The sequence below is a fragment of the Oribacterium sp. FC2011 genome, assembly GCF_000701645.1.
GTDB lineage: Bacteria > Bacillota > Clostridia > Lachnospirales > Lachnospiraceae > Oribacterium.
The window spans coordinates 23035-37535 of sequence record NZ_JNJM01000023.1 but is presented as its reverse complement, the minus strand read 5'-3'; the positions used below and the strand labels follow the sequence as shown (position 1 = coordinate 37535).

11 protein-coding genes are annotated in these 14501 nt (G+C 42.2%); 5 read left to right on the top strand and 6 right to left on the bottom strand.

Annotated elements, in window-relative coordinates:
• Positions 1-106: 106 nt before the first annotated feature.
• From T357_RS20505 to T357_RS0115225, 4 genes are all read right to left on the bottom strand, one after another.
• On the bottom strand, positions 107-1183 hold the full coding sequence (locus T357_RS20505) for a GGDEF domain-containing protein (RefSeq protein ID WP_049962477.1): 1077 nt from the start codon (positions 1181-1183) through the stop codon (positions 107-109).
• Positions 1184-1407: 224 nt separating this feature from the next.
• Positions 1408-1899 carry an NAD(+) diphosphatase gene (locus tag T357_RS0115235; RefSeq protein ID WP_031554516.1) on the bottom strand — a complete coding sequence of 164 codons (492 nt, stop codon included), beginning with the start codon at positions 1897-1899 and terminating at the stop codon, positions 1408-1410.
• Positions 1900-1999: 100 nt separating this feature from the next.
• Complete coding sequence (locus T357_RS0115230; protein ID WP_242840129.1) at positions 2000-2449, bottom strand: HIT family protein; 450 nt, start codon at positions 2447-2449, stop codon at positions 2000-2002.
• A 260-nt stretch (positions 2450-2709) separates the two neighbouring features.
• Positions 2710-4902 (bottom strand): alpha-galactosidase, encoded by a 2193-nt coding sequence (locus T357_RS0115225; protein WP_031554512.1) that lies wholly within the window; start codon positions 4900-4902, stop codon positions 2710-2712.
• Between the two features lie 134 nt (positions 4903-5036).
• Between T357_RS0115225 and T357_RS0115220 the strand changes: the two genes are divergently transcribed.
• Positions 5037-5894, top strand: a complete 858-nt coding sequence (locus T357_RS0115220) for an AraC family transcriptional regulator (RefSeq protein WP_049962476.1) — start codon at positions 5037-5039, stop codon at positions 5892-5894.
• 16 nt (positions 5895-5910) lie between these two features.
• On the opposite strand, the gene T357_RS0115215 is transcribed toward T357_RS0115220, so the two are convergent.
• The gene (locus T357_RS0115215) at positions 5911-7647 is read right to left on the bottom strand and encodes a carbon starvation CstA family protein (RefSeq protein ID WP_031554507.1); all 1737 of its coding nucleotides are present in this window, start codon (positions 7645-7647) and stop codon (positions 5911-5913) included.
• Positions 7648-8132: 485 nt separating this feature from the next.
• Between T357_RS0115215 and T357_RS0115210 the strand changes: the two genes are divergently transcribed.
• The 3 genes from T357_RS0115210 (at position 8133) to T357_RS0115195 (ending at position 10953) form a co-directional block, all read left to right on the top strand.
• Positions 8133-8717 (top strand): hypothetical protein, encoded by a 585-nt coding sequence (locus T357_RS0115210; RefSeq protein WP_031554506.1) that lies wholly within the window; start codon positions 8133-8135, stop codon positions 8715-8717.
• Positions 8718-8952: 235 nt separating this feature from the next.
• Positions 8953-9342, top strand: coding sequence for a PaaI family thioesterase (locus T357_RS0115205; protein WP_031554505.1), 390 nt, complete (start codon positions 8953-8955; stop codon positions 9340-9342).
• A 447-nt stretch (positions 9343-9789) separates the two neighbouring features.
• Positions 9790-10953: a GGDEF domain-containing protein gene (locus T357_RS0115195; RefSeq protein WP_031554503.1), complete on the top strand. Its 1164-nt coding sequence runs from the start codon at positions 9790-9792 to the stop codon at positions 10951-10953.
• Positions 10954-11359: 406 nt separating this feature from the next.
• On the opposite strand, the gene T357_RS0115190 is transcribed toward T357_RS0115195, so the two are convergent.
• Positions 11360-11896 carry a hypothetical protein gene (locus tag T357_RS0115190; RefSeq protein WP_049962475.1) on the bottom strand — a complete coding sequence of 179 codons (537 nt, stop codon included), beginning with the start codon at positions 11894-11896 and terminating at the stop codon, positions 11360-11362.
• Between the two features lie 290 nt (positions 11897-12186).
• On the opposite strand from T357_RS0115190, the gene T357_RS20500 reads away from it, so the two are divergent.
• A complete protein-coding gene (locus T357_RS20500; RefSeq protein ID WP_049962474.1) occupies positions 12187-14463 on the top strand; it encodes a fructose-specific PTS transporter subunit EIIC in 2277 nt (758 codons plus the stop codon).
• Positions 14464-14501: the final 38 nt, after the last annotated feature.

Sequence of the window (14501 nt, the reverse complement as noted above, 5' to 3'; positions counted from 1 at the left end):
AGCAAAAAAACACCGGGGAAGGTTCTCGCGATTGAGAACCTTCCCCGGTGGACTTACGGCAAAACAAAAAAGCCGCTCAGACTCTGAATGAGTTTGAGCGGTTTTATCAATCCTCAGATACCAATACATTCTTACCGTGCTGCTTGCCGTAATACATACGTTCGTCAGCAATTTTGATCAAATCCTCAGCTTTACTGAAGTTTTCCATATATTTGGTAAGTCCAATAGTTATGGTTACTTTAATTCGTTTATTAAAGAACACCGTCGGTGTTTTTTCTACGAGCTTTCTTAAGTCTTCTATTTTCTGCCTTGCCGAAACAAAATCATAATCCTTCATCAGGATGACGATCTCTTCTCCACCCCATCTGCATATATCGCAGTCGCTCATTTCATTTTTTATCAATGCGGTGGTGTGCCTCAATACCTCATCACCGCAGTCATGTCCATAGGTATCGTTAATTCCTTTGAAATTATCGATATCACAGAAAGCCACACAAAATTGCTTTGGCTGGTCACTCTTCATAAGTGATTCAATCCGCGGGATAAAACCACGTCTGTTCAAGAGACCTGTAAGAGCATCCTCCGAAGCATCAGCCGACAGTTGTTCATTGGTCAGTTCGAGGCCCATCTTTTCGATCTCGCTTGAAATAATATATATGGAGCTGTAAAAAACGACACTGAAATACATTACAAATGATGAAAAAAGCATCATAATGGTTCTTACTGTACCTGCCATCTCATAAACAGGATTTATATTCGAGTAAGCGGTATACAATAATGCATACAGAGCAAATATCAGCGTCAGAACCAGGACTATCATCCATCTCCTTATCCCCTTAAACAGATAGCTGCCAAAATATATGATTATGGGCACGATGGAAAACAGGAAATTGTAAGAACCGCTTTTCCATCCGATATAATAAACCGCCACGGTCGAATAAATGCTAACCTCTAAGATGATGCTCATATAAACCGGCATTATGTGATCATGCTTACAAAGAAAAATACAAACCAGGTATATGATCACACTCATGCTATTAAACAATGTTAACGGCATCACACCTGCATACCACACTATCATCAGCAGTACCACATGTACCATACACATTATGGCAACAGTAAACATTAAAGTGTTGTCCACAATAAAATGTAAGAATTTGCCTAATATATCTCTGCTTCTCATTCTAAACTGCTTTCCTTATCTCAAGCTCAGAAATTACTGTAATTTATGCAATATCTTCTTGCTATTACCTATCCTGATATTACAAAATCAATTTTACATCTAATATAAATGTTTTCAATTTACCATAAACTGACCGATATTAAAAGACCCTGCCGGATCAATTCCGACAGGGTCTTTCGGTTCATTAACAGAGGCTGCTCCGCGCCAAACCAAATGTGATATTTTTATAGCTCGTCCAGATATGCATTCAGAAACTCAGCGGCAAGACTTCCCGGTTTAATATTATTTCTTGCATCATCAAAGGCGAACCAATTAAAAGAATCGATTTCTTTATTGGTGGAAAGTTCGCTGTCCGAATCAACATATACTGTGAAATTGCACATCAAGGTGTTTGATGGCTCGAAGAATTTAGTTCTGTTGAATCGGATATGTGATGCAGTCATACCGGTTTCCTCTTTAAGTTCCCTTACTACAGCATGCTCTAACTGTTCACCTCTGTTGACATATCCGGCAACAAGGATATAGACATCTCTGCCATATTGCTTGATCAGGAGTATCTTATCAGTCTTTTTATTGATAACGATCATGCTTACAGCCACATTGTACATGGGGAACCTGAACTCATTGCAGGCAGGGCAAAAAGGCACCATGCCTTCTCCTTCCAATTCCTTATCAATTAATTTAGATCCACAGACCTGACAATATTTTTCGCTCATATCTGACTCCTATCGATATTACTTTATTCACCGTTTTGTGATTATTTACTAAATCATAACATAGAACTGATTATATCGGGAAATCGTCTGTTCAGAGTCATCACTTACCAAGTATTGCATCACGAAGAGGTGCTGCGATTTTCTCAAGCTCAGCCTGATCCTGTATCTTTTTCAGGTTCGGATCCATGGCGAAGGTTCCGCCCCACTCAAACTGATCCTTATACTTTGGAACCAGATGCATGTGAAGGTGGCAGCCTGTATCACCGTACATTCCGTAGTTTACCTTATCCGGGTTGAAGACCTTGTGGATAGCATCGGCAACGGTTACCACATCTGCGATAAATGCGTTGCGATCCTCGAGAGAAATATCCGTCATCTCAGATACATGATGCTTTGATGCAACTATACATCTTCCGGGATGGCTCTGCTCCTTAAATAGATAAACTGTTGAAGCAGGGAGCTCACAGATTTCATATCCGAATTTTGCCACCAGCTCGCCCTTTGCGCAATATGCGCAGTCCGGATGCTCTTTCGCCATATCATGTGCCATAAAAAATACCTCCAAAATTGTCATAAAAAATAATTGTGTAATCGCTTACATTTTTGCTTAGTATAACACTTCAAATCCCCTTATAAAAGGATAATTTAAAGAAACCGAAAAATCCGCATCCGTATATCTCTGACATACAGATGCAAATCTAATAGGCTCCTTACAACAGACACGTAACAGACACAAATAATAAAAGCCTTCCAAAGATAAATGACTTTACATTCATCTTTGGAAGGCTTTTAATCAACTGCTGCGCTGCATTATACCCTTACGAAGTGCAGCTGTACCGCCGGATAATCTCCCATGGAAAGGTTCATGGCGTAACCTCCGTACATCAGTGCGGCACCGGACATTTTCTGATCGGTTCCTTCAAGCCTGTAAACTGCTTCTTCGTCAAGGCCTCTGAGCCGTATGTTCTTGATCTTTGCATTAGCCTGAGATTTCTTGACTACAACATTGACAAGAGCCTCAGACTTATCGGCTGCCGCAAACTCCCAGGCTTTATAAATCTCACGCTGACTTTCCGGTGTGATCCTGTAGTAATCTCCCTTTTGTATAAGCCAATAGAATCTGTTGAAGGTCTTTATCTGATCCTTTACTTTCTCACGCTCCTCCTCTGTAAGCTTCGTTATATCAAGCTCATAGCCGAAGGTTCCTGACATGGCAACGACGCCGCGGGTCTCAAAAGGTGTGCTTCTTCCTGTCTGATGATTCGGAACCGCTGAAACATGGCTTCCTACAGTGCTTACAGGATAACCAAATGAGGTTCCTTCCTGAATCTCAAGTCGTTCGATAGCATCGGTATCATCTGAGCACCATATCTGAGGACAGTAATACATCATTCCCGCATCAAAACGTCCGCCTCCGCCTGAGCAGCCTTCTATCATAAGTTCAGGATAAGCCTTTAAAAGTCTGTCCAGCAGAGAATAGGTTCCCAGCATAAATCTGTGGGCAGCCTCCCCCTGACGGTCTGCCGGGAGCTTGTTGGAGTAAACATTACATACAGATCTGTTAAAGTCCCATTTAATATAGGAAATATGAGCACTTGCAAGGATTTTGCTGATGCTGTCGAAAAGGTAATCCTCTACTTCCTTGTTGCTCATATCCAGCACCATCTGGTTTCGTGACATGTTCGGGAGTCTGTCCGGATCCCTCAAAGCCCACTCCGGATGCTTTCTGAAAAGCTCCGAATCCTCATTGATCATCTCCGGCTCAAACCAGAGACCGAACTTCATGCCAAGCTTATCGGTTTCGTCTGATATTCTCTTGAGTCCGCCAACAAGCTTCTTTTCATTAACAAACCAGTCGCCGAGACCTGAATTATCATCGTCGCGCTTTCCGAACCAGCCGTCATCCAGCACCATCATCTCTACCCCAAGTTCCGAAGCAGATCTTGCAATGTCGATGATCTTCTCAGCATTGAAATCAAAGTAGGTAGCTTCCCAGTTATTGATGAGAACAGGTCGCTTAAGGTCTCTGTATTTCCGGTCGCAGACATTATCATGGATAAGGTTGTGGTAGTTGTGGCTGAGCTTTTCGAGGCCCTGATCCGTGAAAGTCATTATGGCTTCCGGCGTGTCAAATGATGCACCCTTTTCAAGCAGCCATGAAAAACCTTCATCGTTTATACCCGTAACCACACGTACGGCCCCGGCCTGATCCTGCTCGATCTCAAACTTGTGATTGCCCGAATACATAAGCATCATGCCAATGCAGTCGCCTTTTGTTTCTGTGGCCTCATGATCACAAAGTATCACGAAGGGATTCTGATGGTGACTGCTCATGCCTCTCTTCGAGCTGATAACTCTGATGTCCTGATCAAGCTCATGACGGGTCATCTCACGTTCCATGGCGTGCTTTCCCACAAAGTGTATCTCGTCCCAGCTTCCGTAAAGAATGTCAAGGGTAGCTGAGGAAACCTTCTCAAGACGGATAGCCTTGTCTGAAGCATTGATAAATCTTGTGTGTCTTACGATGATATCTTTTTCAGCAAATACAGAATAGTAGAGTTCAACTGTCAATCCGATGATCTTGTCTTCTAAGGTAATTACAAGTGTACTTACTTCATCATCATACTGTCTCACCGAGGGAAGCCCCGGTATCTCAGGCTTTTTCTCAAGTATCTTATATGATTTATATCTCAGATCACAGCTTCTGCTGCCATTCTCAGCTATGAGACTTAAAGAGCTCACTCTGAAATCCCCAACTCCGCAGCCCGAAAACTCCTGAGGGAGAACATCTATGGAACGTCCTCTGTCGAGACGGTACTCATAAAGATTTCCTGAAAAACCTCTGTCAACAGGTATGATCTGATAGCTCATATCTGTACCGTAAGTCGGTTTTCCATAATATGTATGTAAGAGGAGTCCGATGTCATCTATCTTCATCTGGTACTCTGTATTCTCTGTAAGCAGTCTGAAAAACTTTTTTGTTTCATCAAAAACTATTGCCATTATGACACTCCTTTTGCCTTGCAAATTATATTTCATAATATTTGGACATGGCTATACTACGCTATTTTTGCATCTTTTAGTATGTTATAATGCGTTTAGAATTTGTCTTTTTGTGACTTATCAAAGGAGTGTTTATGAGAGTTCAGACAACTGCGTCCGTCGGAAGATTTGATGATCATGCCTTTCTTGATTATGACTGGTCCGATGATCTTTCACTTTATGAAATAGGTAACTTCAACTGCCCTCCGTTATATTCCTATGGGCCTGTTGCACGTCCCAGAGATATATTCCATTTTGTTCTTTCAGGCAAGGGTAAGCTTTATATAAAAAACCGCGAGTATACTGTAGAAGCCGGTCAGGGCTTTCTCATCCCTCATGAAGTCAAGGCTCTATATACAGCTGACAGGAATGATCCCTGGTCCTATTTCTGGCTGCATATAGGCGGTGCAAGACTGGCTGAAATATGGACAAAGGCGGGTCTGTCAGAGGATAATCCTGTATTTGTCTCAGACGTCGACTCCTCTCCTATGCCTGAACTTTACAGGGATATTTCTGAAAAACGAGACAGAGAACTGTATTGCATTTCAAAGCTATTTGAAATCATGGATCATGTCACTTCAACCTCCGTAAACCGGCAGCTTTCCAGACCAAACACACAACTAGATTTTGTGCAGCGTATCATACACATCATCCAGATAAAATATTCAGAACCTCTGCAAGTCACTCAGATTGCAGAGCTTTGCGGGCTCAACAGAAGCTATATGTCCAGAATCTTTAAAGATGCCACCGGTTCAAGCATCCAGGAATATCTTATGGATTACCGCATGAAAAAAGCCAACCGGCTTCTGAAAGAAACGGACGAGTCCGTTCAGACTATTTCAAACCTGGTTGGCTATAAGGACATATTCACTTTTTCGAAAGCATATAAAAAAGTATTCGGCAATTCTCCGTCCATTTACCGTGCAGAACAAAAAAATCGTAAGGGGGTCTGACCCCCTTACAAAGATCTTAAGCCAATGATGGCTCTTTCTTCATTTCATCTTCTTCCGAAGTTTTGGTACCAAGGAGTTTATTTACGCATGTAAGCGTAACCAATACGCCAAGTACCATAAGAAATGCTGCAACGATAAGCTGGAGGCCGTTAACCAGGAAGGTTGCTGTGCCGGCTCTGAAAGCATTGACATTACCGATGAAGTTAAGAACGATAGCAGAAAATGTCACAACCAGCATGATAACCATAGGAACATAAAGCATTACACTCTTACGACCGGTAGCTCTCAGGAATACGGCAATTCCGATAAGTACAAGAGCCGCAAGCATCTGGTTTGCGGAACCGAACAGGGCCCAGACATTAGCATAACCGCCAAGGCAGAGGAGGTATCCGAAGAAAAGTGTTATGGCTGTTGCAAAATACTGGTTAAGGCAAAGCTTCTGCCATACAGGGATCTTTGACTTGTCAGTTTCGTCTGTGGCAAAAAGCTCCTGGAAAGACATTCTTCCTATTCTTGCTACTGAATCAAGGGATGTAAGTGCCAATGCTGACACACACATGGTCATGAAGACATTGGCAACGCTGTTTGGAACACCGAAGGTCTCAAGGAAGCCGGCAACACCCTGTGAAAAAATCTGGAAAGGTGTCAGGTCAGCAGGTACTGCTCCGTTAACCGCAACTGCGCCGCAGACAAGGAGTGAACAAACACCGAGAAGTGTTTCAAGTGCCATTGCACCGTAACCGACTGCAAGCATATCCTTTTCGTTTCTTACAGTCTTTGATGATGTGCCTGAAGATACAAGGCTGTGGAAACCTGAAACCGCACCGCAGGCGATGGTCACAAACAATGTCGGGAAAATGTAGCTGTGAGAACCGTTTGCTGCTGTGAGAACAAAGCCGTTGAAAGCATTGAGCTTCATCTCAGGATGAGCAACAATAAGACCAAATACAGCACCGACGATCATGCCGAGAAGCATAAAAGTTGTGAGATAATCTCTGGGCTGCATAAGGAGCCACATAGGTGTGACTGACGCTGCAAAAAGGTATATCATGATCACATAGTTCCACTGAGGTGCAGTGAGATATATCGGCGCTGCCATACCGAATGCAAACATTGCCACAAGAAGTACGATGGCGATCACAACTCTGGTGCTTTCCTTCATATTCTTATGATGCTTTTCAACAAGTCCGAAGGCCATGGCAACAAAGATAAACAGCATTGAAATGGTTGCTGCTGCAGCGCCGTTAAAGTTAAGTGCTGCGGATCCGTCTGCTGCTTTAGTGAATCCGTTGAAGGTGCTTGATACCATGGATGTAAATGCTGCAATAACGAGCAGAGTGAAGAGCCAGCAAAACAGTGAGAAGAAACGTCTTCCGGCTTTTCCGATATACTTTTCGATGATCATACCGATGGACTTTCCGTCATTCTTTACTGAAGCATAAAGTGCTCCGAAGTCCTGCACAGCTCCGAAAAAGATTCCACCGAACAGAAGCCACAAAAGACATGGCACCCATCCGAAAGCTGCTGCCAGGATAGGTCCCTGAACAGGTCCCGCTCCTGCGATTGATGAAAACTGATGTGAAAATACTGTAAGCTTTGATGATGGAACAAAATCCTCTCCATCCTCATACTTTGTTGCAGGTGTGACTGCCTTTTCATCGATACCCCAGGTTTTTGCAAGGTATCTTCCATATAACAGATATCCGGCAAGAAGTGCGATACCTGCTACGAGTAAAATAACTAAGCTATTCATTATTTTCGCCCCCTTATAAATATGAATAAAATGAATAATAAAAGCTCTTTCCATTCACTTTAGTACTTTAAATCGGCGGATTCAATTATTATTAATTATTTCGTGAAAACCCATAAATTTAAGAGTTTCTGAGGGCCCAAAAGTCTCAAATATGCCATATAGTTATGTTATTAGTGGTATTTTGCTTATTCATAATAATCTGAGGTTATATAACAATTAACCCTAAGTCATGCATTTACTCAAGTTACCGTAATTCCGCTCAATTAGTACGAACATTTGCTCAACTTTTAAATCGAAAGCATTTTGATCTGACAGTTTCAAATATTTCCAAAATATTTTTTCTTTTTCAGTTTCATTACAGTTTCGTTTTTTATAGTGATGCCATCCCGAGAGGGAAACAGAAAACCGAATACAAAGAATCAAATTGTGGCTCCGGTTTCCAGATTACTGTTTAAAAACCGGATGCTCACGGAATGGAGATTAAAATGAAAAAGAATATTTTAAAGAACAAAATCGCAGTTATCGGTCTTTGCACACTTCTTGGTGTAGCTTCTGTAGGTGCTGTGGCATCATTGGCCGACGAGACAACTACTACCGAAGCAAGTCAGCCACCTATGAACAACGGTATGTACATGGGTAAAATCACTGCCATCGAGAGCGGTTCCATTACTATCGAAACCATGGGCCATGGCGGAAGAGGCATGGGAAAGCCTGACGGAAATATGCAGGCAGATGGCACTATGCCAACCAATGCCTCAGGCGAGCTCGAGACTCCTCCTGCACTTCCTGACAATGCTTCAGGCGAGCTTGAGACACCTCCTGCAGCTCCTACAAACGCAGCCGGTGAAACAGAGACTCCTCCTGCTGATGCCGGCCAGGGTGAAGCCAACGGAATGGGTAATATGGGTGGAATGACAACTATGACTTTCACCATCGACAGCTCACTTACAAGCAGCTTCGCAGTAGGCGATATGGTTGAGATCACTTCAGAAGACGGTGCAACAGCCACAGCTATCGCTGCTGCACAGATGCCTGCTGATATGGGTAATACGATTACTTCTGCAGAATAAGAGATCAGTCGCGGAATATAATATAAGAAGCTAAAGAGCCGGAGGGCATCCATCTGAAACCGTTGTGTGACCCGGTTACAGATGGATGCCCTCCGGCTCAGTTTTTGATCATTTTCCTCCCAACCTGTGGTATCATGTCAGAAGCACATCAGAAACCCATACTTTGGTGTCACTACTCAGAAAATGCTTATGTGTTTTTAAGTTGAGTAAATTTACGTACAGAATGAGGAATGAAATGACAGGAAAAAATATCATCGATTATTACATCAAAAGCCGTTTTGTTGAACACTGCGGCATCGATTTTGAAGAAAACTCACAGGATGGCTCCATAACCACAATCACAGAAGTCATGCCTATGCACATGAATGGTGCCGGCCATGTACACGGAGGCATGCTGTTTACCATTGCAGATACCACAGGCGGTGCCAATGCCCGCCGCTACACCGATCACCTCGTAACACTTGACAGTGATTTCCATTTCCTTACAAGCAATACAACAAGGTATCTGTATGGAACTGCAGAGCTTATAAGAAACGGCAGAGCTGTCATCGTAATGAAAGTTTATATCAAAGATGATAACGGAGAGACCTTCGCCGAGGGAACCTTTACCTATTATAAACTTTAATTCAAATGAACATAAAGGTTGAGTGATTATACGGTTGCACAGGACGTTATAAGGAATAGTTGAGTGAATTTACGGTTCGTCATCCAAATATTGTGTCTTAATCAGCTTTATACACTATATAGGAGACAAAATAAGCAAAACAAGCCGGTGCAAACGTAAAATCACTTACTTTTTAAATATTCCGTAAAATCACTCAACTTTTATCATGTTTATTCTCTTCTGTTTCTGTCTTTCCGGTTTTATCACAGTGCCTTTGTCACCGCCCGGTTCTCTATAGAACACCATAGGTAAATCACATATCCCTTTTCGCAACAAATAAGAATATTATTTTTTACTATTCTTTTTTGATTCAGGGTGTTAAAATACACAAGATTATCGAAAAACGGATAATAGCTTTTAATAAAATGTTAAATTTTTTCGTTTTTTATATATTTTTAAGAGGATATTATGGGTTACTATACAGCTGTCATTTTTTTGTCGTGTGCAACACTATCTATGTTTGCAAAATTGGTACATGACAACCAACAAATAGATGGAAAAACAAAAACGAATTTTTTCCGGACTTCTTTAGTGATCATAATTGCCATGCTGGCTGAGTGGGGCGGAGTTGCTCTTAACGGAGCACCGTCATGGACAGTTCCACTTCATACAGTAGTTAAAGCAGCAGATTATGTCTTTACACCTCTTTTGGGACTGGAACTGGTTAGTCTCGTCATGCCTGACAGCAGACTTCAGAACTATCTCAAGTATCTGATGATAAGTAATGTCCTTGTGGAAATCGTATCGATTTTTAACGGCTGCGTATTTTATGTAGATGCACAAAACGTATATCATCATGGGCCATTATTCCCTGTATATATGCTGACCTTTGTATTAGCGCTTTTCAGTGTGCTATGGGCTTACCTTAAAGCTTTTAGAGATTCATCAAACTCCTACGATATTTCTACTGTATATATTATGCTGGTAACTGCTGTTGGCATTGGCCTGCAGATGTACTTTGGCGGCGATATGCGAACTATTTGTCTCGCTATCACTAACGGAACCATACTTTTATTCACACATTACCAGGCGTTTTGTCTTCGCAAAAAAGAGATGGATCTCTCCGAAAAACAAAAGCTCCTTGAGACTGATGTCATGACAGGACTGAAAAGCCGTTTTGCATACAGCAATGTTCTTGATAAGTACGAAAACCTTGATACGCTTCCGGATAATTTCACTGCCATGGTTTTTGATGTAAACGGTCTTAAACGTGTCAATGACAGTCTGGGGCATAAAGCAGGTGATGAACTGGTTCAGGGTGCAGGAGAATGTCTGAAAAAAGCCTTCAGCGACTACGGTGAATGCTATCATATAAGCGGAGATGAGTTCGTAGCTCTTTTACAGGTAGAGCCGGAATCTTTGAATGAAGCATTGCTTGGATTCAATGACATTCTTGCTTCCTGGAAGGGTGAACACATAGACAGCATAAGTGTTTCTGCAGGTTATGCTGTTGCCAAGGACCATCCGGGTTCTATCAATAATCTCATCTCTGTAGCAGACGAGATGATGTACGAAAATAAGCGTAGTTTTTATAGCAGAAAAGAAAATTGCAGACGTAAAAAAACAGGTTAAAATCAAGAATGTCCCGACTCTTCGTCCCCAATGGATTCAGAGTCGGGACGTTTTCGTATAACCAATCAATAAAATCCATAAAAAAATTATAAATTCTCTTAAAAACAGATGTAATTACCCGTATATTGTGTTATTATAATTTCAGAAACACAATATATGGTAATCCAAAACCAATTAATGCACTGTGACCAATCCAATGGCAGTGCCCGTGTGAAAAAGGATCCGCCAAACATTTTCTCCCCCTCCCCTACTGAGAAAATGCTGCGGATCCTTTCTTGTTCAGAACTTTTCATTTCTACGCAATACCACCCGGGACGGTTCTCGCCGGCGAGAACCGTCCCGGGTGGTATGCTCTACGGCTTTAACACTGAACCGGAATTTAAAAAAACAGTTTTTTCACACGCTCTCACGCCGAAGCATCAAACATCTTTCCCAGTCCGGTATCTTCAGCCATAGCCTCAGCTGCTTTCTTATCCACAGGATACTTTATCTTTGTGGTTGTCTCACCACCTGCAACATAAGTCGTCCCGCACTCCGGACAAATGGCGGTTTTTATGGAAACCGAAGCCTGCAAAACCTTACCGCCTGACTCCTCCGCCTTTTGATAAGCATTGGCAACATGCTCCTGTTCATGAGCCCGAACCATTGCAGGAGCATCTTTAACAGAAATATGTGAAGCCGACTTGAAGGAAACGTCCATTTCATTTGAGCCGTCCTGATACTTGCGTTTTTTACAGGTCTGACATTCGGAAGGCGCACTCGTCCTTCCGGCCTTTTTTACCGTATCATCACTACTGTTTACGGAGTTATGATCGTTACCGGGCATCATCTGTCTGTAGTTCAGATAATTCCGGGAATTCCCATAGTACGCACTGTAATAACTCCCATATGGATTACTACTCGTCTGTCCTGTGCCGATCGCACCGATAGGATTCATTGCCATATCATACTCCTTTCCCATAAGATTACACGTTAGAAACGACTGAAGATAATTATATTTATTATACCATGTCCCTCCAGCTGTCTGTAAATAGATCCCTGCCACAAATCCAATCATTTTTAAGAGGTTTTATACATTTTTTAGAAGTTTAGCAGAGTGACCCACGAAAGGCATAGACATTCAGCCCAAAATGTTCACTTAAAAACCATCTCCTGTACCTTATAATAACATCCACGCCTGCCGATATAGTGGTATCGTATCTTGTACTATGTCATATTTTTAAGGAGCTTCAAGTGAGCGACAGGGCCAATGAACGACAATTAAATATCATTTTCCTGCTTATCATCGGTACCTTTACGCTGATTCTTCTTTCTTTTGCATATCTTAGCAACACACTTTCTCTAAGATATCTGGAAGCCGATACAAAACTGATTTCCCATGAATTGGCACGTACTCTGAATGAAAAAGCCTTAAGTATTTCATCTCCGGATAAGGATACCGAGCTTTCAGAATACTTCAGAGACCAGTCTTCGGTTTATACTGAACAAGGGTTTTCACTTTGGCTTATTGATTCATCCGGAAACATCGTGGCAGAAGCCCCCGACAACACACTGGAATTCAAGTCATACTTTTTGGACTCTGTAAAAGAGTCTGATAAGATTTTTTATGATGCGAATAATGGCGGAAACTCATTATTTTTTGCAGATAAGACTCTTTATATCGCACGAAGCTTTGCCGGCAACAGATATAGTCTGATTTTGGAAAATGACGGTTCCAAAGAGCGACAGCTTCAAAGGATGCAGTATGTTGTGATTTTTTCTATAGGTGTAATTTTGATCATTACACTTCTGGTTCTTATTTCCAACATGTTCTCCAGATACAAAAATAAGCTTATACAGCTTGCCACAACAGATGAACTGACAGGTCTTGCCAACAGAAAATACTTTACGGCAGAATTTAACCGCAAACTGAAACTGTTCACAGATGAATCTCATGATTATTCAATGTTTCTTTTGGATATAGATTTATTCAAGCAGATAAATGATAAGTACGGACACGCAGCCGGCGATGCTGCTTTATCGATGCTTGCAAATTATATAAAAACCACTGTATCGAAGGCTAATGGCTTTGCCGGAAGATGGGGTGGAGACGAGTTCATCGGTGTCATTAATCTGCCTTTAACTGAAGCCAAAGCCTTACTTTTTGAACTGTGCAATAATATACGTCTGGATTCTCCAAAAGAAGGAGCTCCTTTTACAATAAGTGTTGGTATAACTCCGGTAAATAACAATATGACCTTATCGGAAGTCTGTGAAAATGCTGATCTTGCCTTATATCAGTCAAAAGAGAATGGAAGAAATACCGTTACAGCCTTTTCTGAATCCATGACAAAAGCAGAGAAAGCAACCTCTGCTGTCACCGAGAAAAGTACAGTACCGGATCAAACCAGACCGGAAGCCATATCTTTTGAAATACCTACTGAGATTAATTTGAAATCTGCGGAAGCAAGCCTCAGTCTCAAGCAGGTTTTGCAAAAGCGATTTCTTTCGGGAATCATATTTGCCGTTAAATGGATGACTCCATTTGTGGCAGCCGGAGGTATACTCATAGCATTGGCATTCCTGTTTGATGCCGCCAGCATTGACCTTTCCACCTTGTCAGCTGATGAAAGATCTTCCCTGGGATCCATGACTTCCATATCTACCTATCTGAAATACCTTGGGGATACGACCTTCAATTTTATGCTTCCTGTTTTTTCGGCCTTTATGGCTTACAGTCTTGCAGGTGAAAGTGCTTTTATGTCAGGACTTGTAGGCGGTTATATGGTGATAAATACCAATTCGGGATTTATAGGCGCTGCCTTAGCAGGTCTGGCCGCAGGGATAATCAGCAGAGAGATCAACCTGTTCACAGACCGTCTGCCGAAATACATCCGTGGAGCTGCCCCCATAGTTATATATCCGATATTCAGTCTCACCATAGTACAGGCTATTTCATTTTTTATGATACAACCCGCCGCTGTGGCACTGGGATCTGTATTTAACACGTTATTGGATTACTCCAAAACCATAAGCAAGCCTCTGGTATGTACGCTGGCTGCCGGAATGATGTCCGTTGATATGGGAGGAATCATTAATAAAATAGCTTATAGCTACGGACTGGCGTCCATTACCGCAAAAGACACCCAGATCATGGCAGCAGTCATGGCCGGAGGCATGGTTCCACCTATCGGAATCGCCATATCAATGGCTCTTTTCAGAGAAAAATTCAGTACAGAAGAAAAGAACGGCGGAATACTTGCACTCTTCATGGGACTTTCATTCATCACAGAAGGAGCTCTTCCTTATGTGATCACGGATTTCGCAAGAGTGATTCCTTCCTGTATCGCAGGCTCTGCAGTTTCAGGGTTAATGTCTTCGCTGTTTGGCTGCAGGCTTCCGGCTCCGCACGGAGGAATATTTGTATTGCCGGTGGTTGAACATCCGATGCTTTATCTGTTATCCATCCTGACAGGGTCAGTGGTCGCTGCCCTTATCCTGGGATTCTTGAAGAAAAAAAACACTGCATAATGATATGAACAGAGCCGGAGGGCATCCATTTATAAGCG